Raw genomic sequence first — 26,044 nt, 5'->3', positions numbered from 1 at the left:
ACCCGTGCTCAGCCGCCTGCCCTCCCTGCTGGTTGTGATCGTCCTGGCCGTGGCCGGGCTGATCCCGTCCGGCTGGATGCCAGCATCGGCGCAGGACGGCAAGGTGCTGCTGGTAATCTGCACCGGCCACGGCCCGGTAGAGACCTGGGTTGACCTGGACAGCGGCGAGCCCCATGCGCCCGCCGAGCAGATGGAGGACCGCAGCTGTCCCTTCGCCGCGCTTGGCGCGGTGGCGCTGCTGCCGGACAGCCTGATTGATCTGAACCTGGAAACACCTCTCAGCGACCGCTGGTCGCGTGAGGCCTTCACCCATCATACCGCCGGATTCCACTGGCGCTATGACGCCCGCGGCCCGCCCGCGCTCTCCTGACTTTCTGAACACTTCTGACTTTTCCGTCGGCGCCCCGCGCGTCCGGCCCCGTTCCGATATGGAGAGACCCAATGGCAACCAGCCAACCGCAATCCGCGGGCCAATCGCGTCCGCTTTCCCAAAAATTCTACGCCGCCGTCTGGCGCTGGCACTTCTATGCCGGCCTGTTTGTGATCCCCTTCCTGATCATGCTGGCCGTCACCGGCCTGATGATGATGTTCATCACCCAATTCGACGGCCGCGACGGTGAGAAAATCACCGTCACCCAAGGCGCCGCCGAGCTGAGCCTGCCTGAGCAGGAGGCCGCCGTTCTGGCCGCCCAGCCCGGCACCATCGCCGAGTGGATCGGCCCCAAGGCCCCCGATCTGGCCGCCGTGTTCCGAGTGAAAACGGATGACGGCCAGCGCCTGGTCGCCCTTGACCAGTACAGCGGCGAGGTGATCGAGGTCTGGGACCGCCGCGCCGGCTGGTACGATCTGGCCGACAACATCCACTCCACCCTTCTGATTGGCGACACCGGCGACCGGCTGATCGAGATTGCCGCCGGTTTGGGTATCGTGCTGGTGCTGACCGGCCTCTACCTGTGGTGGCCGCGCGGCAACACCATCAGCGCCTTTGTCCCCAACCTCCGCACCCGTGGCCGCGCTTTGTGGAAGAACCTGCACGCCGTGACCGGCTTCTGGATGTCGGCGCTCTTGGTGATCTTTCTGATCTCCGGCCTGTCGTGGACCGGCATCTGGGGCGGCCAGATGATGCAGGCCTGGAGCACCTTTCCGGCAGCCAAGTGGGACAACGTGCCCCTGTCTGACGATATCCACGCCAGCATGAACCATGGCCATACCAATGATGTCCCCTGGGCGCTGGAGCAGACCCCGATGCCCGCCTCCGGCTCTGATGCCGGGATCACCGGCGTGGCAGACGGCGCACCCGTGGACGCAGCCGGCCTGATCGCCCTGGGCCGCGCGCTGGGGATGGAGGGCCGCTTCCGCCTCGCCTACCCCGGCGGCGAAACAGGCGTCTGGACCCTCAACCGCGACAGCATGAGCGGCGACGGCGACAGCCCCTTCATCGACCGCACCGTGCATGTGGACCAGTACAGCGGCAAGATTCTGGCGGATGTGAAATACGACGACTACTCCTGGGCCGGTAAGGCGATGGCGGTCAGCATCCCCTTCCACATGGGGCTGATGGGCACCTGGAGCTTCATCCTGAATGTGGTGTTCTGCCTCGCGGTGATCTTTGTCTGCGTCTCCGGTCTGGTGATGTGGGTCAAGCGCCGCCCTGCCGGTGCCGCCCGCCTGGCCGCGCCGCCGGAACCGGCAGAGATGCCGTTCTGGAAAGGTGCCGCGCTGATCGCCGTTCTGGTCTCGCTGGCCTTCCCGCTGACCGGCCTGGCGCTGCTGGCCGCGCTGGCGTTCGACGTGCTGCTGCTCGGCAACCTGCCGGTGCTGAAGCGCGCGGTGAGTTGAAGAAAAACGGAGGGTAGCGCCCGTCCCGGCGGGGTGGGAAGCGAAGCGCCCGCCCCGTCGTGCTGGAAGCACGCCTTCGGCATGACGGAGGGCGGGACGGGCGCTGCCCGGCCTCACGGCCAGGCGATAGATCTGCAACTACACGTGCTGCGCGCCGTTCACCTCGATCTCGGCGCCGGAGATGTAGGAACTGCCCTCCGAGCACAGGAAATAAATGGCTGAGGCCACCTCCTCCGGCTGGCCCAGCCGCTGCATCGGCAGCTTCTCGACGATCTTCTCGGTGCCGGGCGACAGGATCGAGGTCTCCACCTCCCCCGGCGCAATCGCGTTGACCCGCACCCCCATCGGCCCGAAATCATGCGCCATTTCGCGGGTCAGCGCCGCCAGTGCCGCCTTTGACGTGGCATAGGCCGCGCCGGCAAAGGGATGCACCCGGCTGCCCGCGATCGAGGTCACGTTGACCACAGAGCCCTTGGCTGCCGCCAGTTCGTCCTTCAGGCCGCGCGCCAGAACCACCGAGGCAAAGAAGTTCACGTGAAACACCTTGCCCCAATCCATCAGGTCGGTGTTGAGCGTGCTGAGCCGCTCCCCCTCCGGCCCCTTGGGCGAGATGCCCGCGTTGTTGACCAGCGCATCCAGCTGCCCGTCCAGCATCTCCTGGATCCGGCCCACCGCGTTGATGGTGTCCGACGGGTCCGACAGGTCCAGCTGCACATGGTTTTCCTGACCGCCGCCCCAGGGGCATTCCTGCGGGAACGGCTGGCGCGAGCAGGTGATGACCCGCCAGCCCTCGGCGTTGAAGCGGCGCACGGTGGCATGGCCGATGCCGCGGCTGGCGCCTGTCAGCAGTAATGTCTTCTGGCGCATGGCGCCCTCCTGATGAGAGAATCTGCGCCGAGCCTAGCATCCGCGCCGCCATCTGCAACGGGCTGCGCCAAACCCTCCCCTTGGCAGCAGCGCCGGAACCCCGTAACACATTCTGACCAAGGGATGATGCAGCAATGAAGAAACAAGACATGAACCGCGATTGGATTGCCACCGCCGAAACCCTCTCCAGCGCGCTGCCGTATTTCCAGCGCTTTGCCGGGGCGATTGTCGTCATCAAGCTGGGTGGCCACGCCATGGGCAGCGACGAGGCGATGGAGACCTTTGCCCGCGACATCGTGCTGATGCGCCAAGTGGGGGTAAACCCGGTTATCGTGCATGGCGGCGGACCGATGATCAACGCGATGCTGGAAAAGCTGCAGATCAAGTCGGAGTTCGTGAACGGCAAGCGGGTCACTGATGCCGCCACCATGGAAGTGGTGGAGATGGTGCTGTCCGGTGTGGTCAACAAGCGGATCGTGCAGGCGATCAACAGCCAGGGCGGCCGCGCCGTCGGCCTGTCGGGCAAGGACGCGAACCTCATCACCTGCGATCAGGCCGACCCGGATCTGGGCTTTGTCGGCGCGCCCGCGGAAATGGACCCCAAGGTGCTGCACGGGCTGTTTGAGAAGAACATGATCCCGGTCATTGCCCCTATCGGCGCAGGCCGGAATGGCGAGACCTACAACATCAACGGCGACACGGCTGCCGGCGCCATCGCCAAGGCGCTTGAGGCCGACCGCCTGCTGCTGCTGACGGATGTGGCCGGCGTCAAAAACGCCGAGGGTGAAGTGGTGACCGAGCTGAAGGCCGCGGACGTCGAGGAGATGACCGCCAGCGGCGTCATCGCCGGCGGCATGATCCCCAAGACCGAAACCGCGCTGGACGCGGTCCGCGGCGGCGTGCGCGCCTGCATCATCGTCGACGGACGGGTGCAGAACGCGGTGCTGCTGGAGCTTTACACCGACCACGGCGCAGGCTCGATGATCCGCGCCTGATGGCGTCAGGAAATCAGGTCAAGAGGGGCGCTGCCCCTCTTGGCTCTCCCGGGCCAATCCGCCCCGGGATATTTTCAGTCAGATGAACGGAGGGCTGGGCCTCAGCTCCCCGGCGCCTTGTAGGCACCTGCAATCGATCCCGCCTTCTTCTGGATTTCCGTAAATTCATCCGAGGTGAAGGCACGCACGGTCCTGAGGTTGCTGACCGCGCCGCTGGCGCCGGTTGCCAACAGGCCCGCCAGCAGACCGCTGATGTCGTCAATCGTGACCTTGATCGCAAAATCGCGGTCCCCCGTAGTCAGATAGAAGGTCTCCAGCTTGCCGCCCGCTGCCTCGACAAGGGCCCGCGCCGCGGCCTCGCGGTCGCTGGGGTTCTCGATCATCGCCTTCATTGCGGAAGACGTGTAGTTCCCGGTCACGATAAATCTCGGCATTTGGTCACTCCCTGGGGTGGAAAATGCACGCCGCTGCTAGGCAGGATGCCGAACTTTGCGGCCTGCATGCCCCCGGGGCGGAGGATACCACAAATCCGCTTTTCAGCATATGTGCCCGGCCGCGGCGGCAGCGGACGGCGGGAAGACGCCGGCAGGCGATTGCGGGACGTTTTTTGCCCTCCGGCCAGGCTCCGGGCGCTGCTAGGCTCATCCCAAGCCCGCCGGAAGGACACCGCCAATGACCCTGACAGACCAGCCTGCCCCCGCCCCCCGCAGCCTGCCGACCTGGAACAGCATCGAAACGGCCGCCGCTGCGGCCGGGCTGGAGGTCTGCGCGGCCCTGCATCCGGCGCGCCAGCCGGTTCAGGCACTGGCAGGAGGCACCCTGATCCTTCTGGGCACCGGCACCGCCTTCTGGCCGCTGTTCAAGACCAGCCCCGAATACCAGGACAGCGTGCCCGACCCGGTCGACAGCTGGTCCGGGCGGGTGGTTGGCGCGCTGGCAAGGGATTTGGGCGGCACCGCCTATTTCCCTTTTGGCGGCCCGCCCTACACGCCTTTCATCAACTGGGCGCTGGCGTCGGGGCGGTTCTTCACATCACCGTCACAGATGCTGGTGCATGATACTGCCGGCATGATGATTTCCTTGCGGGGGGCCATTCATTTTGAACAGGAATTTGACATCCCCCCTGCACCTTTGGCACAGTCTCCCTGCGACAGCTGCCCCTCGCGTCCCTGCCTTGCCGCCTGCCCCGTCAGCGCCCTGGCCGACGGAGGCCCGTACGATCTGGCGGCCTGCCACGCGTATCTCGACACCAGCGCAGGCGCCGGCTGCATGTCCGGCGGCTGCCTTGCCCGGCGGGCCTGCCCGCTGAGCCGCAGCGCCGGCCGCGACCCAGAACAAACCGCACATCACATGAGGCATTTTCACCCGCAATGACCTGCACCCTGATCCTGACCCGCCACGCCAAATCCGCCTGGGACACCAATGTGCCCAGCGACCACGCCCGCCCGCTGAACAAGCGCGGACGCCGCTCAGCCCCAGCCATTGCCGCTTGGATGCGCGAATGCGGCTACCTGCCGGATCAGATCATCTCCTCCTCTGCCCAGCGCACCCGCGAGACCTGCGAGCTGATGGAACTGGGGGTGCCTGCAACTTTCACCGAGCGGCTGTATCACGCCAATTCGGACATCCTGTTCAAGGTGCTGAGCCAGGCGGAGAAACCGCGGGTCATGCTGGTCGGCCACAATCCCGGCATTGCCGCCTTTGCTCATACCATCGTGTCCAGCCCGCCGGACCATGCGCGGTTCGACGACTACCCGACGGGTGCGACGCTGGTGGCGGAGTTCGACATTGAGAGCTGGCGGGATCTATCCTGGAGCAGCGGCAAGGTGATCGACTTTGCGGTGCCGCGGGAGCTTTTGGGCGAGTGAGACCTGCGGCAAGCTGGCGCATCCCGCGCGGGAGGGCTCTGGCACAGGTGCGGCTGCGTGCCTAGGTTGCCTGACAGACCTTTCCCGGACTGGAGACCGTCATGCACCGCCGTTCCCTGCTGCTGGCCGCAGCCGCCCTCCCCCTCGCATCCCTGCCCGGTTTTGCCGCGGCGGCAGAGACCATCCGCATCATGAAGTCGCCCAGCTGCGGCTGCTGCACCGCCTGGGCTGACCATCTGGCCGCCGCCGGTTTTCAGACCGAGGTGCGCAATGTCGCGGATGAGGATCTGTGGGCAATGAAGGAGCGGCTGGGTGTCAGCGGCGATCTCGCCTCCTGCCACACCGCGAAGGCCGGGCCTTATGTGATCGAGGGCCATGTGCCTGCCGAAGACATCCAGCGGCTGCTGGCGGAACAGCCGGCTGCGCTGGGGCTCTCCGTGCCGGGGATGCCGATCGGCTCGCCGGGGATGGAAATGGGCGATGAGCGCGAGGCGTTTGACACCCTGCTGATCCTGGCGGACGGCACCACCGAAGTGTTTGCCAGCCACTCCTGATCTCAGCCCGCCTGTTCAATCAAGGCTGAAAAAAAGGCCGGGCGCAGTGCCCGGCCTTTCTGTTTGGTGAAGCGGTTGCCTCAGTGACCCAGGATCTGGCTGAGGAACAGCTTGGTGCGGTCGCTCTTCGGGTTGTTGAAAAACTCTTCCGGCTCGTTCTGTTCGACGATCTGGCCCGCATCCATGAAGATCACCCGGTTCGCCACCTGACGGGCAAAGCCCATCTCGTGGGTCACGCACAGCATGGTCATGCCTTCCTCGGCCAGTTCGATCATGGTGTCGAGCACCTCTTTGATCATCTCCGGGTCGAGCGCCGATGTCGGTTCATCGAACAGCATGATGCGCGGCATCATGCAGAGCGAGCGCGCGATGGCCACACGCTGCTGCTGGCCGCCCGACAGCATGCCCGGGTACTTATGCGCTTGCTCCGGGATCTTCACCTTCTCCAGGAAGTGCATCGCCCGCTCTTCGGCTTCCTTCTTGGGGGTCTTGCGGACCCAGATCGGCGCCAGGGTGCAGTTCTCCAGGATGGTCAGATGCGGGAACAGGTTGAAGTGCTGGAACACCATCCCGACCTCGGACCGGATCTTGTCGATGTTCTTGAGGTCGTTGGACAGCTCGGTGCCATCCACCACGATCTTGCCCTGCTGGTGCTCTTCCAGCGCGTTCAGGCAGCGGATCAGGGTGGATTTGCCGGAACCCGACGGGCCCGCGATCACGATCCGCTCGCCCTGGTTGACGGTCAGATTGATGTCGCGCAGCACGTGGAAGGACCCGTACCACTTGTTCATGTTGGTGATTTCGATGGCAACCTCGTCGCTCACCTGCATTTTGGAGCGGTCGATTGCGCGGTCGGACATAAGTTCAGACATATGTTGAACTCCTTAACGGTGGTCGGTGGCGAGACGGCGCTCGAGCCACTGTGAGTATTGAGAAATGCCGTAGCAGACGACGAAGAACAGAAGCGCAGCAAAGCCCAGAAGCTCCCAGTAAACCCCGTTCCACTCGGTGGAGGCGAGGATCGGGCCGCGGATCATGCCAACCAGGTCGAACATCGAGATGACCGAAACCAGGGTGGTGTCCTTGAACAGGCCGACGGCCACGTTCACGATGCCCGGGATGGAGATCTTCAGCGCCTGCGGCAGGATGATCAGCCGCATCGCCTGGGGGTAATCCAGGCCAAGGCTGTCAGCCGCTTCGTACTGTCCCTTCGGCAGGGCCGCCAGACCGCCGCGGATCACCTCGGCGATATAGGCTGCCGAGAACATGGTGATCATGATCACCACGCGCAGGAACAGGTCGACGGTGCTTTCCGGCGGGAAGAAGTAGGCCAGCATCACCGATGCCACGAACAGCAGGGTGATCAGCGGCACGCCGCGCACGAACTCAATGAAGACCACGCAGATCCACTTGATCAGCGGCATGTCCGACTGGCGGCCCAGCGCCAGCGCGATGCCTAAGGGCAGCGACAGCGACACACAGGTTACGCCCAGCATCAGGTTCAGCATGAAGCCGCCCAGATCGCGCGAGGGCACGGCCTGCAGCATGGCGTTATCGGATGCCCCTTCCGGGATCAGCATTCCGCCGATGATCCAGACAGCAAAGGCTGCGGCAATCGCTCCGAAGAAGCCGACCGCAAAGCTGCTCTTACCGTAGGTCTGGAATACAAAGGCGCCTGCTACAAAGCCCACCAGCGCAACAATCGGCGCCAGGATAGTGCCGCCCCAGATCAGCCAGAAGGCCAGGAAGGGGTAGACGGCGGTGAAGGCCAGCAGCTTGCGCGGCAGGTCAAAGAACAGCACCGGCGCAATGGCAAACAACAGCAGCACCAGGGCCAGGTTCGGGCGCCAGTACTGATCGGAGGGGTATTTGAAACCGTACAGAAGCTGGTTCCAGCGCTCGGTCAGGACCGAGAAACAGGCGCCTGTCTTGCCTTGCAGAACCTCGCGGCATTCCGCCAGCGAGCTGGTGGTCCAGACCCCGTTCAGCAGCCACGGCAGGGTCTTGCTGAGCAGCAGATAGATGACCAGCAGCGCCGCAATGGTCAGGGCAGAGTTCACCGCGTTGGAGAACAGGTTTTCGCGCAGCCATTTAACCGGGCCGGTTTCCCCTGCCGGCGGCGGGGCCGGCGGGATTTCGGTTTCGCGGACAAAGGCGATGGAGTGTGCGTGTGTATCGCTCATGTCTCAGCGCTCCTTCAACTTAACAGATGCGTTGTAGACGTTCATCACCATCGAAATGGTCAGCGAAGCGGTCAGGTAGAACAGCATCAAGAGGAGAACGCATTCAATGGCGCGGCCGGTCTGGTTCAGGGTGATCCCGCCCAGAGTTGCGGTGATATCCGCATAGCCCACGGCAATCGCCAGCGAGGAGTTCTTGGTAATGTTGAGGAAGTTGGAGATCAGCGGCGGGATGATCACCCGCAGCGCCTGCGGCAGAACCACCAGGTTCATCACCCGGCGCGGACGCAGGCCCAGCGCGGATGCGGCCTCGGTCTGGCCCTTGGACACCGCCTGGATGCCCGCCCGGACGTTCTCCGCGATGAAGGCGCCGGTGTAGATCGACAGTGCGAACCACAGCGCGATCAGCGGGCCGCCGACCTTGATGCCGCCGCTGAAGTTGAAGCCCTTCAGCTCAGGATATTCCCAGGTCAGACCCATGATCAGCATCAGCGCCAGGAACGGCACCAGCCACGCGGCGAGGATCATTGCCGTGGTCTTTGGCCGCACACCGGTGGCTTCCTGCTTGGCGTTGGCCCAGACATTGATCTGATGGGCCGCAATCCAGGAGCCTGCAAAGCCACCCAGCACCAGCAGCCAGTTCATCGCTGTGCTGGCAAACAGGCCGTTCTCGAACCAGGGCATCGGGACGTAGATACCGCGGTTGGTGAAGGCAAAAGCGTCAAGCACCATGCTGGCTGTGGCATTGTCGCCGCGGAACGCCCGCGGGCCAGGCAGCACCGCCGTCATGATGGTGAAGATGATGATGATCCAGATCAGCACCGGAATGTTGCGGAAGATCTCAACGTAGACCGCCATCAGCTTGGAGACGAGCCAGTTGTTGGACAGCCGCAGAACCCCGGCAACAACGCCGAACACGGTGGCGGTGATACAGGCCAGGAAGGCCACCAGCAGCGTGTTCAAGAGGCCGACCAGGGCCGCCTTGGCATGGCTCGACTGGCTGTCGTATTCAACCAGGCGCTGGTTGATGTCGTAACCGGCCGGATCGCCAAGGAAGGTATAGGAAATGTTAAGCCCGGCAGCGCGGAGGTTCTGGATCAGGTTGTTTCCAAGATACCAGATGCACAGGGCAAGGACGATAGCCGCGATCACCTGAAAGGTCAGTGACCGGTAGCGGGTATCGTTGATGAGCATAGACAGCCGAAAGCCTTCGTTCGGCGGGTCAGTCAACGTTGACATATATTGTGATCCCCTGACTCCGGCGTCGTGATCCTGGCGGGGTTGTCCCCGCTCCGCAGCTGGCCAGAGCATTTTCATGATAGGAAAAGGGCGCAGGAAAATCCTGCGCCCCTCCCGGTGGTGTGTTTAGCGGAACGGCGGAGCGTACAGCAGGCCGCCTTCGGTCCACTGTGCGTTCAGGCCGCGGGCCAGGCCAACCGGAGTGTCTTCGCCGATGTTCTTGGCAAAGATCTCGCCGTAGTTGCCCTGAGCGGCAATCGCGTTCTTGCCCCAGTCAGCCGACAGGCCGAGCATCTCGCCCAGGGTGCCTTCGGTGCCCAGCAGGCGGTTGATTTCCGGGTTCTCGGTGCCAGCTGCCATTTCGCTCAGGTTGGCCGAGGTCACGCCCAGCTCTTCTGCCGCGATCAGCGCCATCAGGCTCCAGCGGACCACATCGCCCCACTCATGGTCGCCATGGCGGACCAGCGGGCCCAGCGGCTCCTTGGAGATGATTTCCGGCAGGATCACGTGGCCGGCCGGATCGTCGAAGGTGGCGCGGGTTGCGGCCAGGCCGGAGGCGTCGGTGGTGTAGACGTCACAGGCGCCTGCCAGGTACTGCTGCTGCGCTTCGGCGTTGGTTTCGATCGGAACCGGCTCGTAGCTGATGTTGTTGGAGCGGAAGAAGTCCGCCAGGTTCAGCTCGGTGGTGGTGCCGGTCTGGATACACACGGTGGCGCCGTCCAGTTCCTTGGCGGAGGACACGCCCAGCTCTTTCGGGACCATGAAGCCCTGGCCGTCATAGTAGTTGACGCCCACGAATTCGAACTTCAGGTCAACGTCGCGGCTGAAGGTCCAGGTGGTGTTGCGGGCCAGCATGTCGATTTCGCCAGACGCCAGCGCGGTAAAGCGGGTCTTGCCGGTGGTCGGCACGAATTCGACAGCGCTCGAGTCGCCCAGCACGGCTGCAGCCACAGCACGGCACACGGCAACGTCAAAGCCTTCCCATTCACCGTTTGCATTCGGGGCCGCAAAGCCGACCAGGCCGGTGGTGACGCCGCAGTTCAGCTTGCCGCGGGCCTTCACGTCGTCCAGCGTGCCGGCAGATGCTGCGCCAGCCGCAAGACCGGCAAAGGTCATTGCGCCCAAAATAACGGATTTTTTCATATTTACCTCTTCCTGATAGCCCGCCATTCGGCGGTTCTTATTTTCCGGCGATCCCCCGCCGGATATGAGACTGAAGAAGGGTTTGCCCCTAATTCGTGGCTGAGTTTGGGCGCATTCATCAGCAAACGTCAAGGGCGGTATCAGGAATTTCGATGTACGAATTCCGCACGAACGGCGTCCGCGCGGAATTTTGTTTCCGGTTCGGCTGTGGATAAGTAATTTCTTATCCGGTCAGGAAAAATCGAAGAATCGCTTGGCGTGCAGGAATTCCTGCCGTTTCACTTCGGCTGCAGCCTGGGCTTCCTCGTCCTCGCCCCACTGCTCTTCCTGCCAGCGCTCGTCCAGGCGCGACAGCAGCCAGATCTCCTCGGCGCTGCGCCAGCCCGAAGCGGCTGCAAAGCCAAGGATCAAAGAGCCTGAAATGCCTACCAGATCGTGAAATGCAGCCAGCTGGAAGGACGACATGGCGCGGGTTTTCTCCGCCAGAACCGCCAGGGCTGCGGGTTCCTGCGGCTGGTGCAGAACCCCGGTCCGGGGCAGCAGACGCACCCCCAGTTCCGCCTCGGCCCAGTCCAGCACCGGGTCCCATTCCGCGGCCTGGCGGGCCGCCAGTTCAACCGGAGAGTCCGCCCGGTAGCACAAGAGATCACTGTCGCCGTATTCGGCCAGCATCGCCGCAACTTCGCTGTGCTGATGTGTCACCTTGTCAATTGCAGCGTTGGCCGAGCGGGTGCAAGGCATGGAATTGGGGTTAACTGATTCGGTCTGGGCGTCCCATTCCGCGGCAATCGCCTCGGCCATTTCCCGCGTCGGCACCGTCAGCGGCGCCTTGGCCGGAGTCTTGACCCGGCGCCCGTCCAGCTCCACCTCGAAACCCTCCGCAGCTTCCGCCACGGTGACCGCTTTCCAGAACCGTTTCTGTGCCCAGCCGCTCATATCCTAGCCCTTCCAGATTTCTGCCAGCAGCGGGCGCAGCTCCGCGAAATCGCGGATCAGGTAATCGGCGCCCAAGGTTTCTGCCGGATGATAGCCCCAGGGCACGGCGATGGTGGTGACCCCCGCTGCGCGCCCCATTTCGATGTCATACCGCGTGTCGCCGATCATCACGGTGTTTTCGCGTGCCACCCCGGTCTCCGCCATCGCGGTCAGCACCATCGACGGATGCGGTTTCGACGGGTGATGATCAGCCACCTGCCGGGTCACAAAGCAATTCAGCCCATGCGCCGCAATCAGCGCATCCACGCCGCGCTGGGATTTTCCGGTGGCGACCCCCAGCAGGTATTCCGGCACCTCATTGAGCTGTGCCAGCATCTCCCGCGTGCCGGGGTAAAGCGGCGAATGCGCGGCCCCCGCCGCCTCGCGTGCCAGCATGTAGGAGGATTTGTAGCCCTCCACCAGCGCCTCCAGCGTTGCCGCGTCCTGCTCCGGCGCCAGCTCCGCCATGGCCAGGGGCAGCGACAGGCCGACGATGGACAGGATCCTCTCGCGCGGCGGAACGTCCAGGCCAACCCCTTGAAACGCCTCCGCCATGGCGCCGGTGATCGCGCCCTGGCTGTCCACCAGAGTGCCGTCAACGTCAAACAGGATCAGCCGCAGGTCCGCGCTCACTTCAGATCCTCAAACGGGTCGTCCGCCGCCAGGTCCTCACTCCAGCCGAAGGTGTCCCAGCTTTCCTTCATGTGATCCGGCAGCGGTGCTACCACCGAGACCTGCTTGTGCGTGACCGGGTGCTCAAACACCATCCGGCGCGCGTGCAGGTGCAGCTTCTTGGAGATCACCCCGCCAATCGAGGCGCCCCAGCCGTCACCCAGGTTCTCCTGGCCCGAACCGCCGTATTTGCCGTCGCCTGCGATGGGATGGCCCATGCCGGACATATGCGCCCGCAGCTGGTGGGTACGGCCGGTGATCGGCTCCATCGCCACCCAGGCGGCGCGGCTGGCAACGCGGTAGAGCGTGGCATAAAGCGTGTGCGCCCGCTTGGCGCCGGGCGTGTCGTCGATGTCGTGCGGATGCACGTTGATCATCTTCTCGCCCTCGCCGGATTTGCCATGCCCCGGCGCCTTGACCAAGCCATTCTTGATCTCGCCCAGGTACGGCGTCGGCACCCCGGCCACCAGCGCCCAGTAAATCTTGCGGGTGTTCTTGTGGCGGAACGCGGCGGTCAGCCCCTGCGCCGCCTTGCGGTTGCGCGCCAGCACCAGCACGCCGGAGGTGTCCTTGTCGATCCGGTGCACCAGCTTGGGCTTGTCCTCCAGCCCGAACTTCAGCGCCTCGGCCAGACCATCCACATGTTTGGTGGTGCCGGAGCCGCCCTGAACCGCCAGCCCGGCGGGCTTGTTCAGCACGATCACATCCTCGTCGCGGTAGATCACGCAAGCCTGGATCATCTTGGCATCAGCGTCCGAGATTTTCATCTCGCGCGGCGCGGCCGGTTTCAGGTCGCTGTCCGCCAGCGGCGGCACCCGCACCACCTGCCCGGCCTCGACGCGGGTATTGGCCTTCACCCGGGCGCCGTCCAGCCGCAGCTCGCCCTTGCGGCACATCTTCTCGATGCGGCCCTGGTTCACATGCGGAAACAGCCGCCGCAGCCAGCGGTCGATGCGCTGGCCGCCGTCGTCTTCGCTGACGGTAATCATCTGAACGCCGCTCATGCGAACACTCCTCTTGCGGCCATCAGGCCCAGAAACAATCCGCCGACCGACAAGCCCACGGACAAAGCTACATACAGCGCCGCCTGCCCGAAGGCGCCACGCTCGATCAGGTTGGCGGTCTCCAGCGAGAACGCCGAGAAGGTGGTGAACCCGCCCAGCAGCCCGGTCATCACCAGCGGGCTGAGCCAGGTCAGATCCCGCAGCGCCGCCGCCACCACGAACATCCCCATCAGGAAGGATCCGAGGATATTCACCGTCAGGATCGCCACCGGGAAATCGTGATGCCCCAGCAGCCGGATGATGCCCAGCCCGGCCAGATAGCGGCACACCGCCCCGATTGCGCCGCCAAGGGCCACCATGGAAACCGAAGAAATCATCCCCGTCCTGTCGCCGGCACAGGCAGGGATGTCAAGTTTTGCCCGTATTGCACAGCGCGCAGGGCTGCCTCAGGCACGCGCCCGCCTTTTCATCTTTCCCAGGGCTCCGCCCGTTCGTGATTGAAACCGTCCCCCAGACGGTTTCCGGGACATCACTCACCCCCCGCCGGAGGCCGCGGCTTTGCCGGCAAAGCCGCTTTACTTGTTTCGCTTCAGCCTGAGGTTCGCGAAATAATCCGTGCGCCGCTTCAGCTCGCGCTCAAACCCGCGCTCCACCGGCTGATAAAGCACCGGCCGCTTCACCCCGTCGGGGAAGTAGTTCTGGCCGGAAAACCCGTCCTCTGCATCGTGGTCATAGGCATATCCGTCGCCGTATCCCTGCTCCGACATCAGCTTGGTCGGCGCGTTCAGGATATGCTTGGGCGGCGGCGCGCTGCCGGTCTGCTTGGCCAGCCGGCGGGCGGCCTTGATGCCCACATAGACCGCGTTGGATTTCGGCGCCAGCGCCAGATAGACCGCGGCATTTGCCAGCGCCAGTTCGCCCTCCGGGCTGCCAAGCCGCTCATAGGTCTGCCAGGCATTGAGGCAGACGGTATTGGCCTGCGGGTCGGCCATGCCGATGTCCTCAGTCGACATCATCGTCAGCCGCCGGGCCAGGAACCGCGGATCCTCGCCGCCCTCCAGCATCCGCGCCAGCCAGTAAAGCGCCGCATCCGGGTCGGAGCCGCGGATCGACTTGTGCAGGGCGGAAATGAGGTTGTAATGCTCGTCGCCGGACTTGTCGAACTTGGCCGCCCGGCGCATCAGCCGCGCCGACAGCGCCTCCCGCCCCAGCGGCGCCTCCACCTTCCAGGCGGCAACTTGTTCAATGAGGTTCAGAAGCGCCCGCCCGTCGCCATCCGCCATCTCATGCAGCGCGTCGCGGGCATCCCCGCTCAGCGGCAGGGCCCGGCCGAGCTCCTTCTCGGCGCGCTGGGTCAGGCGTTCGAGATCGGCAAGCGACAGCCGTTCCAGCACCAGCACCTGCGAACGGCTCAGCACAGCGGCGTTCAGCTCGAACGAGGGGTTTTCCGTGGTCGCCCCCACCAGGAGGATGGTTCCATCCTCCATATGCGGCAGGAAGCCGTCCTGCTGGGCCTTGTTGAAGCGGTGGATCTCATCCACGAACAGCAGCGTCCCCTGCCCGTTCTGGCGGCGGATCTTGGCGGCTTCGAACACCTTGCGCAGCTCCGGCACGCCGGTGAAGATCGCCGAGATCTGCACGAAATGCAGGTCGGTCTCCTGCGCCAGCAGCCGCGCGATTGTGGTCTTGCCCACCCCCGGCGGCCCCCAAAAGATCAGCGAAGAGAGCGAGCCCGAGGCCAGCATCACGCCCAAGGGCGCCTCCGGCCCCAGCACCTGTTCCTGGCCGATCACATCCGCCAGCGACTGCGGCCGCAGCCGGTCTGCCAGCGGCCGGTTCTTGCTGGCCTGCTGTGCCTCGCCGTCCGATGGCGCCGGGGTGCCGAACAGGTCCGCCATCAGGTACGGAACCGCAGGGTGACGCGCTGGCCGCGGCGGTTCAGGTCCAGCTGAATCCAGCGGCCGCTGTTGGCGAGGATGGCATAGACGTCCTCGGTGCCGGTGACCGCCTGGCCGTTCACCGCCAAGAGCGCATCGCCCGGCTGCACCCCGCCGCGGCCCGCATAGGGGCCGGGATCGGTGACCACCACGCCCTCCGCCGACAGCGGCAGGCCGAGGCGGGCGATGACCTGCGGATTGATCTGCGCCACGGTCAGGCCAGGCAGCGCGGTCCGCTCATCCAGCTGCACCGGATTGGCGGGCGGCTGGTCCGGCGCAGTGATCATCGGCACCGCGACCACCTCGCGCTCTGCCCCGCGCAGGCGGGTGATGTCCGCGGTGCCGCCCAGGCCGGAGACCGACATGCGGAACACCATCTCGGAGGGCGAATTGACCACCTCGCCATCCACATGGGTGATCACATCTCCCACCTTGAAGCCTTCCTTGGCAAACGGACTTTCCCGGTGCAGGTCGGAAACCACCATGCCCTCCGGCACTACCATGCCCATCGAGGCGGCGAGGTCCGCATCCACCGGCTGCCCGGCCATGCCGGCCCAGGGGCGCTGAAATTCCTCGGCGCCGGTTTTCGCCTGTTCCACGAACTGTTTGACCAGATTGGCGGGAATGGCAAAGCCGATGCCGTTGGAGCCGCCGGAGCGGGACAGGATGCGGGTGTTGATGCCAATGAGGTCGCCGTTGACGTCGATCAGCGCGCCGCCGGAGTTGCCCGGATTGATCGGCGCGTCGGTCTGGATGTAGTAGCCAAAGCCGTCGCCCGCCCCCATGCCGGTGCGCGCGAGCCCTGAGATAATGCCGCTGCTGACGGTCTGCCCCACCCCGAACGGGTTGCCGATCGCCAGCGCCAGCTCGCCCACCTGCACCCCGTCGCTGTCGCGCAGGTCCAGATGCGGCAGGTCCGCGGCCTCTTCCAGCTGCAGGATCGCCAGGTCGCTGGCCTTGTCGCCCAGGATCACCCGCGCATTGTATTCGCGCCGGTCATTGGTCACCACGCGGATTTCAGTGGCGCTGCCTACGACGTGGTAGTTGGACACCACAATGCCGTCCGCCGACAGGATCACGCCGGAGCCCAGTGAGTTCTCCACCCGCGGCTGCGGTTCGGCAAAGCCGCGGAAGAAATCATCGAAGAACGGATCATTCATGAACGGCGAGCGGCGGCGCTGCTGCACCTGGCGCACCACCTTGGCATAGATGTTGACCACCGCAGGCGAGGCTTCCTGAACCAGCGGCGCAAACCCCAATGCGATCTCCGCCTGGGACTGCGGCACCTTGGTTTCAGCCGCCGCGGGCAAGGCCAGCGCAGGCAGGGCAAGACACAGGGCAAGGGCGGTCAGGGCTGGGCGGATCATGGGGGCTCCCGTTTGTTGCTGCGTGAAGGATATGCGGAGCGCGCGCCCGGATTGCAAGACATCAGCGGAAGCCGGAGCGGAGGGGCGCTGCCCCTCTTGGCCCTGCGGCCAATTCACCCCGGAGTACTTTTCGCAAAGAAGAAGCGGCGGCAATCCAAAGCAGGCTCTTCTTCTTTGCCCAAATACTCAGTGCCGAAGGCACGCGCCCGAAGGCGCGCACCCCTTGGCGGGCCTCAGGCTTCTGCCAGATCCGCCTGCGCGGCTGCGCGGCGCTTGGCAACCGCCGCGGCCAGATGCTCCAGCGCGGCCACGGTGTCCTCCCAGCCCAGGCAGCCGTCGGTGATGGACTGGCCGTAGGTCAGCGCCCCCTTGCCCAGATCCTGGCGGCCCGCCACCAGATGGCTTTCCACCATCACGCCGGTGATGCGGGTGTCGCCGCCTGCGATCTGCGCCGCCACATCGCGCAGCACCGCGGGCTGTTTCATGGGATCCTTGCCGCTGTTGGCGTGGCTGGCGTCGATCATCACATGGCCGCGGATGCCGTCCTTTTCCGCCAGCTTGCAGGCCGCATCGACCGAGGCCGCGTCATAGTTGGTGCCGCCGCCGCCGCGCAGGATCAGGTGGCAGTCCGGGTTGCCGCTGGTCGCTGCAATCGCCGCCCGGCCCGATTTGGCCAGCGCCATGAAATGATGCGGATGGGCGGCCGAGCGCACCGCATCCACCGCGATCTGCACATTGCCGCGGGTGCCGTTCTTGAAGCCGACCGGGCAGCTGAGGCCGGAGGCCATCTCGCGGTGGATCTGGCTTTCGGTGGTGCGGGCGCCAATGGCGGCCCAGGCCACCAGGTCGGAGATGTACTGCGGCACCGCGGTATCGAGGAACTCTGTCCCGACCGGCAGGCCAAGCGCGTTGATGTCGAGGCACAGGCGGCGCGCCAGCCCCAGCCCCTCATTGATGCGGAAGGAGTTGTCGAGGCCGGGGTCGTTGATCAGCCCCTTCCAGCCGGAGATGGTGCGGGGTTTTTCGAAGTAGACCCGCATGACGATCTCCAGCTCACCCGCCAGCCGCGCGCGCAGCGGGGCCAGCCGTTCGGCGTACTCCATCGCCGCCTTGGGGTCGTGAATCGAACAAGGGCCGACCACGGCCACCACGCGGCCGTCGCGGCCGTGCAGCACGTCCTGAATGGCGGTGCGGCTGGCCAGCACGGTATCGGTGGCCTCAGCCGTCGAGGGCAGTTGCGACGCGAGGTCTTCGGGAGAGATCAGTTCCTGCATGCCGGTAATGCGGAGGTTTTCTGTTTGGGGTGTCATGTTTCAGCTTCCTTGGCGGGAGGCCCTTGGCGTTGCGGCGGATACAAAAAAACCGCCTGCGGGCTGCGGGCGGTTGGTGGTATCCTGGTGCGTTTCCTGTCTGTCTTCAGAACGCGCTGACCCCTCCGTCCGCCATGTGGCGCGGATAAAAGAAATACCAGAATGCGGCATAGCTACGGGTCATGGGCCGGACGCTAGCGGAGATTCGCGGGGCTGTCACCCCGGAAATGCGCCAGCGGCGCAGCAAAAGCCCCTCCCTGCGCGGGAGGGCCCTTGGCATTTTCCTGGCGGCAGCGGTCAGAAGTCCTGCCACAGATCGCGGGCGGCGTTGCCATCGCTGGCGGCGGCGGCAACCGGCGCCGGGCTGGGCTCGGCCGACCAATCCTCATCGCCCCAATCATCATCGCCATGGGCGGAGGGCTGCGCCGCGGGCGCTTCCGGCGCCGCAAGCGCAGCGCTGCTGCCGTCCACCTGGAAGCGCGTCACCAGATCGGCGAGCTTCATTGCGTCGCTGTTCAGCATGTGGCCTGCGGCAGTTGCCTCCTCCACCATGGCGGCGTTCTGCTGGGTCACCTGATCCAGCTGGGTGACGCCGGTGTTGATCTCATGCAGGCCGGTCGACTGTTCCTCGGCGCCTTCGGCGATTTCGGAGACCAGCTGCGAGATATGGCTGACGCGGCCCACGATGGACTGCAGCGCCTGCCCGGCCCGGCCGACCAGATCAACGCCCTGATCCACCTGGCGGGAGCTGTCGGAGATCAGCGTTTTGATTTCCATCGCCGCGTCAGAGGATCGCTGCGCCAGCGCCCGCACCTCGGACGCAACCACCGCAAAGCCGCGGCCTGCTTCGCCTGCGCGGGCGGCCTCCACCCCGGCGTTCAGCGCCAGCAGGTTGGTCTGGAAGGAAATGTCGTCGATTACGCCGATGATCTGGCTGATCTTCTTGGAGCTGTCCTCGATCCCGCCCATGGCGGCAACCGCCTCCTGCACCACCTCGCCGCTGGTTTCGGCTTCCTGGCGGGCTTCGCGCACGGTGTTTTCCACGTTGCGGGCGCCCTCGGCTGCCGATTTCACCGATGCTGTCAGCTCATCAATTGCCGCGGCGGTTTCCTCCAGCGTTGCCGCCTGGCTTTCGGTCCGGTGCGACAGGTCGTCAGAGGCCTGGCTGATCTCGGCCGCTCCGCTGCGGATGCTGGTGGAGGCCTCGATCACCTGCTGCACAGTTGCATTCAGATTGTCGACCGAACCGTTGAAATCGGCGCGCAGCTGTTCGTATTCCTCGGGGAATTCCTCGGCAATGCGGATGGTGAGATCGCCATGCGCCAGTCGCGACAGACGTTCGCTCAGCTCGCGCACAACACCCGCCAGTTCGGCGTCCTTGCTCTCAGCCTTTTGCGCTTCCGCCTCTTGCATCCGCACCAGCTCATCGCGGAATTTCTCCAGCGCGCGGGCCATGTCGCCGACCTCATCGCCGCGGGTCTGGCCCTGGATCTCAACCGCGTTGTTGCCCTCTGCCAGGCCGCGCATCGACACGACGATGCGGCGGATGCCCGACGCGATGCCTGAGGCGATCACAAGTGCCAGGATGCCGCCGATCAGGATCGCGCCGCCGATGGCTGCGGGGATCATGGTGCGGGTCTGGGCGCCCAGTTCCTCATTGGCGGCACGGCGTTCCGCCATGGCCGCGGTGCCAGCGGCCTGCAGCGTCTCCATAGTCGCGCGGAAGCTGTCAAAATACTCCTTGCCGCGGCCCTCGGCCACCATGTCGGCCATGTCGTCCATGGTGGCGGCGCTGCCGATCACCCGGCGAAGCTGCAGCATCGGCACGACAACTTCATTGCGCCATTCGTCAATGATCCCCGCCACCTTGTTCAGGCGGTTTGCCTGCATCAGGTTGTCTGCCAGCGCCAGCCGGAGATCGGCCAGAACCTCGTTGAAGCGGCCGTTTCCTTCCATATAGGGTTCCAGAAACTCCCGGTCGCCCGCTAGAAGAAAGCCGCGCATACCGGTTTCCATGTCTACAGCGGCGGCCAGAAGGTCCTTGGCCCGGCTGATGATCTTGTGAGTCTGCTCCACCGCCTCAAGCGAGGTGTTCAGGTAATCCGGATCGGCGATGCCCGCGTTCACTAGCGACATGAAGGTGTTGCGGCGGTTGTTGAGCTCGACTTCCTCCTCCTCGATGACATTGGTCATCTCGGTGCGGAACTGCTCGAAATAGACCCGGCCCTTGGATTTCTTCACCTCGGCGGCCATGTCGTTCATGGTCATGGCGTCGCCGATTTCCTGGCGCAGCGCGATGGCGCCGGCGGCCACGTTTTCCTGCCAGCCCGCCAGTGTCTGCTCCGCCTCGTCCAGAGTAGCAAGAATCTCTGCGTCGCCTGCTGCCAGAGTGCGCAGGCTGGCGAGGGTTTCAGCGACCTGCGCCTTACCGTCCTCAAAGGGGACCAGATATTCCTCCCGGCCCGCCAGCAGGTAGCCGCGCAGGCCTGCCTCCATCTGCGAGGCAGCCTCAGCCAGGGTCTGCGAGCCGGTCAGGATTTCCTGGGTGTGATCCACGGCCTTGGCCGATTGGTCCATCCGGCCCAGGTTGAAGACGGCAAGCACCCCCACCCCAAGCACCAAAAGAAGCGGCAGCAGCGCAACGGATACGATTTTCACCTTGGTACTGAGATTTGCCAGTGAAAACCGCCTGGCCGCGGATGTCTTCTTGTTTGCCATCACATCTGTCCCGGAAATTTCGGATGGCAGAGTTAAGCCAGAAGAAAATTACGATTCCCTTTCACCTGAAAAGTGAATCTTAAACGCCCGGGAAGTGCCGTGGCGTAAAGAAAAACCCCCGCTCCGGATGGAGCGGGGGCCAGACAGTGAACCCGGAAGGTTCAGCGCGTCTTATTCGTCTGCTTCAGCAGCTGCTTCTTCTGCTTCCAGGCGGGCCTTGTCGGCAGCACCTTTGGCGGAAACGTCGCGGTCGACGAACTCGATGATGGCCATCGGAGCCATGTCGCCGTAACGGAAGCCGGCCTTCAGAACACGGACATAGCCGCCCTGACGGTCCTTGTAGCGCGGGCCCAGAACCTCGAACAGTTTCGCGACGTCCTTGTCCTCTTTCAGCTTGGAAGCTGCCTGACGGCGGGCGTGCAGGTCGCCGCGTTTCGCCAGAGTGATCAGTTTTTCAATGATCGGGCGCAGTTCTTTTGCTTTGGGCAGGGTGGTCTTGATCTGCTCGTGCTCGATCAGCGAGCCGGCCATGTTGGAGAACAGGGCCTTGCGGTGCTCATGAGTACGGTTCAGGCGGCGGTAACCACGTGCGTGACGCATTTTTCAATTCCTTATCTTGCGTTTTGCTTTGTCAGGCAGCGGATGCGTGTCTGCTGCTCACCTTGGGGCGGGTGCCCATGTTGTCCCCGGCAGTCCCGGGCATTGAAGAGGAGGGCCGGAGCCCTCCTCGAAACCTTTAGAAGCTGTCTTCGAACTTCTTGGCCAGATCTTCGATGTTGTCCGGCGGCCAATCCTCGACGTCCATGCCAAGGTGCAGGCCCATGCCCGACAGCACTTCTTTGATCTCGTTCAGCGACTTGCGGCCGAAGTTCGGGGTGCGCAGCATCTCGGCTTCGGTCTTCTGGATCAGGTCGCCGATGTAGACGATGTTGTCGTTCTTCAGGCAGTTTGCCGAACGGACAGACAGTTCCAGCTCGTCCACTTTCTTCAAGAGAAGCGGGTTGAACTCCAGACCATCGTCCTCGTCCTGGCGGCCAGCCGATTCCGGCTCGTCGAAGTTGACGAAGATCGACAGCTGGTCCTGCAGGATGCGGGCGGCATAAGCCACGGCATCGTCAGGGGAGATGGAGCCGTCGGTTTCCACCTTCATGGTCAGCTTGTCATAGTCCAGCACCTGGCCCTCACGGGTCGGCTGAACGTCATAGGAGACCTTCTTGACCGGCGAGTAGATCGCGTCGATCGGGATCAGGCCGATCGGAGCGTCTTCCGGCTTGTTCTTGTCTGCCGAGACATAGCCTTTGCCGGTGTTCACGGTCAGTTCCATGAACAGGTCGGCGCCGTCGTCCAGGTGGCAGATCACGTGGTCGCGGTTCAGAACCTCGATGCCTGCGGTTTCAGCAATGTCGCCTGCGGTGACAACTGCCGGACCCTTGGCATTGATCGACAGGCGCTTGGGGCCTTCGACTTCCATGCGCAGGGACACGCCCTTGAGGTTCAGGATGATGTCGGTGACGTCTTCACGGACACCGGCCACGGACGAAAACTCGTGCAGGACGTTGTCGATCTGCACGCTGGTGATGGCCGCGCCTTGCAGCGAGCTCATCAGGACGCGGCGCAGCGCGTTGCCCAGGGTCAGGCCGAAACCGCGTTCCAGCGGCTCTGCGACGACAGTTGCCTGGCGTGCAGGATCGTTGCCCGGCTTCACTTCCAGCTGTGCCGGCTTGATCAGCTCTGCCCAGTTCTTATGGATCATGCGTTCCCTCCATTCCTGTCCCTGCCCCATGTCCGGAAGGCCAAGGACGCCCGAGGTTTAAATGACGCACTGGGGCCCTGCGAATCAAGCGGGGCCCCAGCAAAAAATTCGAATTAGACGCGGCGGCGCTTCGGCGGGCGGCAGCCGTTGTGCGCGATCGGGGTCACATCACGGATCGAGGTGATGTTGAAGCCGACAGCGGCCAGTGCGCGCAGAGCCGATTCACGGCCAGAGCCGGGGCCCTGAACTTCGACTTCCAGGGTCTTCACACCGTGTTCCTGGGCTTTCTTGCCCGCGTCCTCAGCAGCCATCTGAGCCGCGTAAGGAGTGGATTTCCGGGAGCCTTTGAAGCCCATGGTGCCGGCGGACGACCAGGAGATCGCGTTGCCCTGCACGTCGGAGATCAGGATTTTGGTGTTGTTGAACGAAGAGTTCACGTGAGCAACGCCGGAGGCGATGTTCTTGCGCTCTTTACGCTTAATGCGGGTTTTATCGCGTGCCATTGATCAAGCCCCCCTTACTTCTTCTTGCCGGCGATCGGCTTGGCCGGGCCCTTGCGGGTACGGGCGTTGGTGTGGGTACGCTGACCGCGGACCGGCAGGTTGCGGCGGTGGCGCAGGCCACGGTAGCAGCCCAGGTCCATCAGGCGTTTGATGTTCATGGTCACTTCACGGCGCAGGTCGCCTTCGACGGTGTAGTTGGCGTCGATGTGCTCGCGCACAGCCAGAACTTCAGCGTCGGACAGTTCGTTCACACGACGGGTTGCGTCGATGCCAACAGCCTCACAGATGGCTTTCGCCGAGGTGTTGCCGATACCAGTGATGTAGGTGAGGGCGATGGGAACCCGCTTTGCAGTCGGGATGTTAACGCCGGCAATACGTGCCACGTGTCACTTTCCTTTTCGTTGCGGTTCCGTAACGCCGGAACCTTTTTTCACAACACTTGACCGTGGCAGTGTGGCCAGAGGGTCCAGCATTTCGAGGTGGTAAGGCAGACAGACGAATCCATCCGCCGGGAATCATTCCCAGAAGGGATGGGGTTGCCTATGTGGAAATACCGCAAGGGTCAACCCGTGATCTGCGAAAACCCGGGGCCTGGGTGCCCTGCCCCGTCAGCTGCTGCAGGCGAAGAAGCGCAAGGGTTCCGCCTCGCCCATCCAGATGGATACGGTGCCCGGCTCCTCCGGGTCCAGAACTATCGTGAACAGCTGCGGGAAATACTGCGGCCCCGGCAGTTCGCAGCGGCCCGTGTGATCGCTCACCCGGTAGCTGCCCCGTTCCAGGCTGAGCGCAGGCTGGAAATTGCAGAAATACTCCATCGAGCTGAAGCCGGTCTGATGCAGGATCAGCCCGCCCTCATTGGCATAATCCGTAATGCCGTGCTCGCTGATCAGCACCCGGTCGCAGGCAGCCGCGTCATCCAGGTAAAGCTGATCGGCCTGAAGCGGGCCGGACAGGGCAATGATCGCGGCAAGTGTGGCGGGCAGTTGCAGGCGGGGTGCGGGCATCGGGGCCTCCGGAAATGAAAATGCCCCGCAGCTTTGCAGCACGGGGCACTTCGATCCGGTAAACGGGCGGCTTATTCGCCCATGATCCAGGCCATGCTCTTGCGGACGTCCTCAATCGAGGCGAGGCCGTCCAGGCGCTGGAGGTTGCCCTTGGCGTAATAGTAGCCAATCAGCGGCGAGGTCTTCTTGTAGTATTCCATCAGGCGGGTCTTGAGGCTGTCCTCATTGTCGTCCGCCCGGCGCTGCACGTTGTCGCTGCCGCAATTGGCGCATTTGCCGTCTGCCGGCCAGGGTTTGGTCTGGTCGTGGTAGACCTCGCCGCAGCCGCCGCAGGTGGAGCGGCCGGTGATGCGGGCGACCAGCGCGTCGTCGTCGACCTGCATCTCGATCACGGCGTCGAGCTTGAGATCCATCTCATCCAGCAGCTTGGCCAGTGCATCGGCCTGGGCCAGGGTGCGCGGGAAACCGTCGAAGATGAAGCCGCCCTCGGCGCCGCCCTGCAGTTTTTCGCGGATCAGGCCGATCACGATCTGGTCGGTGACCAGCTTGCCCTCGGCCATGATGGCAGCAACTTTCTTGCCCATTTCAGTGCCAGAGGTCTGGGCCTCCCGCAGCATGTCGCCGGTGCTGAGCTGCACCATGCCGCGGGATTCAACCAGGTAACGCGCTTGCGTACCTTTGCCCGCACCAGGCGGGCCAAGGAGAATAATATTGGTCATCGGCGAGAGGGTCCCCGTTTTGTCCGTTTCTTGTTGCGCCCGCGCAGCTGGCTCTTCTCGATAAGGCCCTCATACTGATGCGCGAGGAGGTGGCTTTGCACCTGCTGAATGGTGTCCATGGTGACGGATACCACAATCAGAACGGACGTGCCGCCAAAATATACAGGGATGGCGAATTGGCCGCGGAGGACCTCCGGCAGGAGGCAGACCAGGGCCAGGTAGCCGGAGCCCAGAACCAGGATGCGGTTGACCACGTATTCGATGTATTCAGCGGTCTTCTTGCCGGGGCGGACGCCGGGGACAAAGCCGTTCTGGTTCTTCAGGTTGTTCGCCACGTCTTCCGGTTTGAAGGAGACGTTGAAGGTGTAGAAATAGGCAAAGAACACGATCATCGCGACGAAGAACAGCAGATACAGCGGCTGGCCGGGGCCGAAGTTCGCGAGCAGCCAGGACATCACCGGGCCGGTCGCCGCGCCCGAGGAGAACGCCGAGATGGTGGTCGGCAGCAGCAGCAGCGAGGAGGCGAAGATCGCCGGGATCACGCCCGCCGGGTTCACCTTGACCGGCAGATGCGAGGAGCCGCCGTCATAGACCTTCATGCCGACCTGGCGGCGCGGGTACTGGATGTGGATCTTGCGCAGCGCGCGCTCCATGAACACCACGAACATGATCACCGCGATCACCATCAGGATCACGCCGATGATCACCGCCGGGCTGATCGCGCCGGAGCGGCCGGAGGCGAAGAACTGGGCAATTGCTGCCGGAACCTCGGCGATGATGCCGACGAAGATGATCAGCGAGATGCCGTTGCCGATGCCGCGCTGGGTGATCTGCTCGCCCAGCCACATCAGGAACATGGTGCCGCCGACCAGGGTGATCATGCAGGCCATGCGGAAATACATGCCGGGATCGGTCGCCAGATCGCCCTGTTCCAGCGACACGGCGAGGCCATAGGCCTGTGCGGTCGCCAGCGCCACGGTGCCGTAGCGGGTGTACTGGTTGATCTTCTTGCGGCCCTGCTCGCCCTCTTTCTTGAGCTGCTCAAGCGAAGGCACCATCGAAGTCAGAAGCTGAACGATAATGGAGGCGGAGATATAAGGCATAATGCCGAGGGCAAAGATCCCCATGCGGCCAAGCGCGCCGCCGGTGAACATCGACACCATGCCGCCGATGCCCTGGCCTGCCTGCTCCATGAACTGGCGCAGGGCGGCTGCGTCGATGCCGGGAACCGGAATGAAGGTGCCCAGGCGGTAGACGATCAAAAGGCCGATGGTGAACAGGATGCGGTTGCGCAGATCCGTAGCTTTGCCAAGGGCAGCCCAGCTGGTGTTTGCCGCCATTTGTTCTGCTGCTGATACCATGAAAAGGTCTCTTCTTTAGCGAAACGCCGCCCGGAA

27 protein-coding genes are annotated in these 26,044 nt (G+C 64.1%); 6 read left to right on the top strand and 21 right to left on the bottom strand.

The features are described from left to right. Positions 1-4: 4 nt before the first annotated feature. Entirely contained in the window at positions 5-370 is a 366-nt protein-coding gene (locus RA24_RS10240) for a DUF2946 family protein (RefSeq protein WP_193747124.1), read from the top strand. A 71-nt stretch (positions 371-441) separates the two neighbouring features. Next, positions 442-1,839 carry a PepSY-associated TM helix domain-containing protein gene (locus tag RA24_RS10235; protein WP_039191330.1) on the top strand — a complete coding sequence of 466 codons (1,398 nt, stop codon included), beginning with the start codon at positions 442-444 and terminating at the stop codon, positions 1,837-1,839. Between the two features lie 138 nt (positions 1,840-1,977). Here the strand turns inward: RA24_RS10235 and RA24_RS10230 are convergent, their stop codons facing one another. After that, entirely contained in the window at positions 1,978-2,706 is a 729-nt protein-coding gene (locus RA24_RS10230; protein WP_019298033.1) for an SDR family NAD(P)-dependent oxidoreductase, read from the bottom strand. A 134-nt stretch (positions 2,707-2,840) separates the two neighbouring features. On the opposite strand from RA24_RS10230, the gene argB reads away from it, so the two are divergent. Continuing rightward, on the top strand, positions 2,841-3,701 hold the full coding sequence (gene argB, locus RA24_RS10225; RefSeq protein ID WP_039191328.1) for an acetylglutamate kinase: 861 nt from the start codon (positions 2,841-2,843) through the stop codon (positions 3,699-3,701). Positions 3,702-3,802: 101 nt separating this feature from the next. Here argB and RA24_RS10220 read toward each other — a convergent pair whose 3' ends face one another. Then, on the bottom strand, positions 3,803-4,135 hold the full coding sequence (locus RA24_RS10220) for a GYD domain-containing protein (RefSeq protein WP_029205014.1): 333 nt from the start codon (positions 4,133-4,135) through the stop codon (positions 3,803-3,805). A gap of 238 nt (positions 4,136-4,373) precedes the next feature. Here RA24_RS10220 and RA24_RS10215 point away from each other — a divergent pair, with 238 nt between their 5' ends. The 3 genes from RA24_RS10215 (at position 4,374) to RA24_RS10205 (ending at position 6,123) form a co-directional block, all read left to right on the top strand. Further along, positions 4,374-5,075, top strand: a complete 702-nt coding sequence (locus RA24_RS10215; protein WP_039191326.1) for a hypothetical protein — start codon at positions 4,374-4,376, stop codon at positions 5,073-5,075. Then, positions 5,072-5,569, top strand: coding sequence for a SixA phosphatase family protein (locus RA24_RS10210; RefSeq protein ID WP_039191323.1), 498 nt, complete (start codon positions 5,072-5,074; stop codon positions 5,567-5,569). Before RA24_RS10215 ends, RA24_RS10210 begins: the two co-directional genes overlap by 4 nt. A 101-nt stretch (positions 5,570-5,670) precedes the next feature. After that, entirely contained in the window at positions 5,671-6,123 is a 453-nt protein-coding gene (locus tag RA24_RS10205; RefSeq protein WP_039191321.1) for a DUF411 domain-containing protein, read from the top strand. A gap of 80 nt (positions 6,124-6,203) precedes the next feature. Here RA24_RS10205 and RA24_RS10200 read toward each other — a convergent pair whose 3' ends face one another. The 19 genes from RA24_RS10200 to secY all read right to left on the bottom strand — a co-directional run bounded on the left by RA24_RS10200 (position 6,204) and on the right by secY (position 26,008). Next, complete coding sequence (locus RA24_RS10200) at positions 6,204-6,995, bottom strand: amino acid ABC transporter ATP-binding protein (protein ID WP_039173494.1); 792 nt, start codon at positions 6,993-6,995, stop codon at positions 6,204-6,206. A 12-nt stretch (positions 6,996-7,007) separates the two neighbouring features. After that, complete coding sequence (locus RA24_RS10195) at positions 7,008-8,306, bottom strand: amino acid ABC transporter permease (protein ID WP_039151067.1); 1,299 nt, start codon at positions 8,304-8,306, stop codon at positions 7,008-7,010. A gap of 3 nt (positions 8,307-8,309) precedes the next feature. After that, a complete protein-coding gene (locus RA24_RS10190) occupies positions 8,310-9,542 on the bottom strand; it encodes an amino acid ABC transporter permease (protein WP_019298025.1) in 1,233 nt (410 codons plus the stop codon). A gap of 126 nt (positions 9,543-9,668) precedes the next feature. After that, positions 9,669-10,685, bottom strand: a complete 1,017-nt coding sequence (locus RA24_RS10185) for an amino acid ABC transporter substrate-binding protein (RefSeq protein ID WP_029205012.1) — start codon at positions 10,683-10,685, stop codon at positions 9,669-9,671. 231 nt (positions 10,686-10,916) lie between these two features. Further along, positions 10,917-11,621, bottom strand: a complete 705-nt coding sequence (locus RA24_RS10180) for an ATP12 family chaperone protein (RefSeq protein ID WP_039191319.1) — start codon at positions 11,619-11,621, stop codon at positions 10,917-10,919. Positions 11,622-11,624: 3 nt separating this feature from the next. Next, positions 11,625-12,293: an HAD family hydrolase gene (locus tag RA24_RS10175; RefSeq protein WP_039191316.1), complete on the bottom strand. Its 669-nt coding sequence runs from the start codon at positions 12,291-12,293 to the stop codon at positions 11,625-11,627. Beyond that, entirely contained in the window at positions 12,290-13,336 is a 1,047-nt protein-coding gene (locus RA24_RS10170) for an RluA family pseudouridine synthase (protein WP_039191314.1), read from the bottom strand. Before RA24_RS10170 ends, RA24_RS10175 begins: the two co-directional genes overlap by 4 nt. Beyond that, a complete protein-coding gene (crcB, locus tag RA24_RS10165) occupies positions 13,333-13,713 on the bottom strand; it encodes a fluoride efflux transporter CrcB (protein ID WP_039191312.1) in 381 nt (126 codons plus the stop codon). The genes RA24_RS10170 and crcB overlap by 4 nt, the downstream gene beginning before the upstream one ends. Positions 13,714-13,911: 198 nt before the next feature. After that, a complete protein-coding gene (locus RA24_RS10160; RefSeq protein ID WP_039151054.1) occupies positions 13,912-15,234 on the bottom strand; it encodes a replication-associated recombination protein A in 1,323 nt (440 codons plus the stop codon). After that, a complete protein-coding gene (locus RA24_RS10155; protein WP_039191309.1) occupies positions 15,234-16,640 on the bottom strand; it encodes a trypsin-like peptidase domain-containing protein in 1,407 nt (468 codons plus the stop codon). Before RA24_RS10155 ends, RA24_RS10160 begins: the two co-directional genes overlap by 1 nt. Before the next feature lie 233 nt (positions 16,641-16,873). Beyond that, positions 16,874-17,950 carry a 3-deoxy-7-phosphoheptulonate synthase gene (locus RA24_RS10150; RefSeq protein ID WP_039191306.1) on the bottom strand — a complete coding sequence of 359 codons (1,077 nt, stop codon included), beginning with the start codon at positions 17,948-17,950 and terminating at the stop codon, positions 16,874-16,876. A gap of 297 nt (positions 17,951-18,247) precedes the next feature. After that, complete coding sequence (locus tag RA24_RS10145) at positions 18,248-20,668, bottom strand: CHASE3 domain-containing protein (protein ID WP_039191305.1); 2,421 nt, start codon at positions 20,666-20,668, stop codon at positions 18,248-18,250. 171 nt (positions 20,669-20,839) lie between these two features. After that, positions 20,840-21,268, bottom strand: coding sequence for a 50S ribosomal protein L17 (rplQ, locus tag RA24_RS10140; protein WP_019298015.1), 429 nt, complete (start codon positions 21,266-21,268; stop codon positions 20,840-20,842). 136 nt (positions 21,269-21,404) lie between these two features. After that, complete coding sequence (locus RA24_RS10135; RefSeq protein ID WP_019298014.1) at positions 21,405-22,421, bottom strand: DNA-directed RNA polymerase subunit alpha; 1,017 nt, start codon at positions 22,419-22,421, stop codon at positions 21,405-21,407. A gap of 113 nt (positions 22,422-22,534) precedes the next feature. Then, positions 22,535-22,924, bottom strand: a complete 390-nt coding sequence (gene rpsK, locus RA24_RS10130; protein WP_019298013.1) for a 30S ribosomal protein S11 — start codon at positions 22,922-22,924, stop codon at positions 22,535-22,537. Positions 22,925-22,938: 14 nt separating this feature from the next. Next, on the bottom strand, positions 22,939-23,307 hold the full coding sequence (gene rpsM / locus RA24_RS10125; RefSeq protein WP_019298012.1) for a 30S ribosomal protein S13: 369 nt from the start codon (positions 23,305-23,307) through the stop codon (positions 22,939-22,941). A 225-nt stretch (positions 23,308-23,532) separates the two neighbouring features. Then, a complete protein-coding gene (locus RA24_RS10120) occupies positions 23,533-23,928 on the bottom strand; it encodes a hypothetical protein (RefSeq protein ID WP_039191302.1) in 396 nt (131 codons plus the stop codon). 71 nt (positions 23,929-23,999) lie between these two features. Continuing rightward, a complete protein-coding gene (locus tag RA24_RS10115) occupies positions 24,000-24,647 on the bottom strand; it encodes an adenylate kinase (protein WP_039151040.1) in 648 nt (215 codons plus the stop codon). Continuing rightward, positions 24,644-26,008, bottom strand: coding sequence for a preprotein translocase subunit SecY (gene secY, locus RA24_RS10110; protein WP_019298009.1), 1,365 nt, complete (start codon positions 26,006-26,008; stop codon positions 24,644-24,646). The genes RA24_RS10115 and secY overlap by 4 nt, the downstream gene beginning before the upstream one ends. Between the last annotated feature and the right edge of the window lie 36 nt (positions 26,009-26,044).

The sequence above is a fragment of the Leisingera sp. ANG-M6 genome, assembly GCF_000813905.1.
Lineage (GTDB): Bacteria > Pseudomonadota > Alphaproteobacteria > Rhodobacterales > Rhodobacteraceae > Leisingera.
The sequence above is the reverse complement of the archived record's forward strand: the minus strand, read 5'-3'. Positions and strand labels throughout refer to the sequence as shown.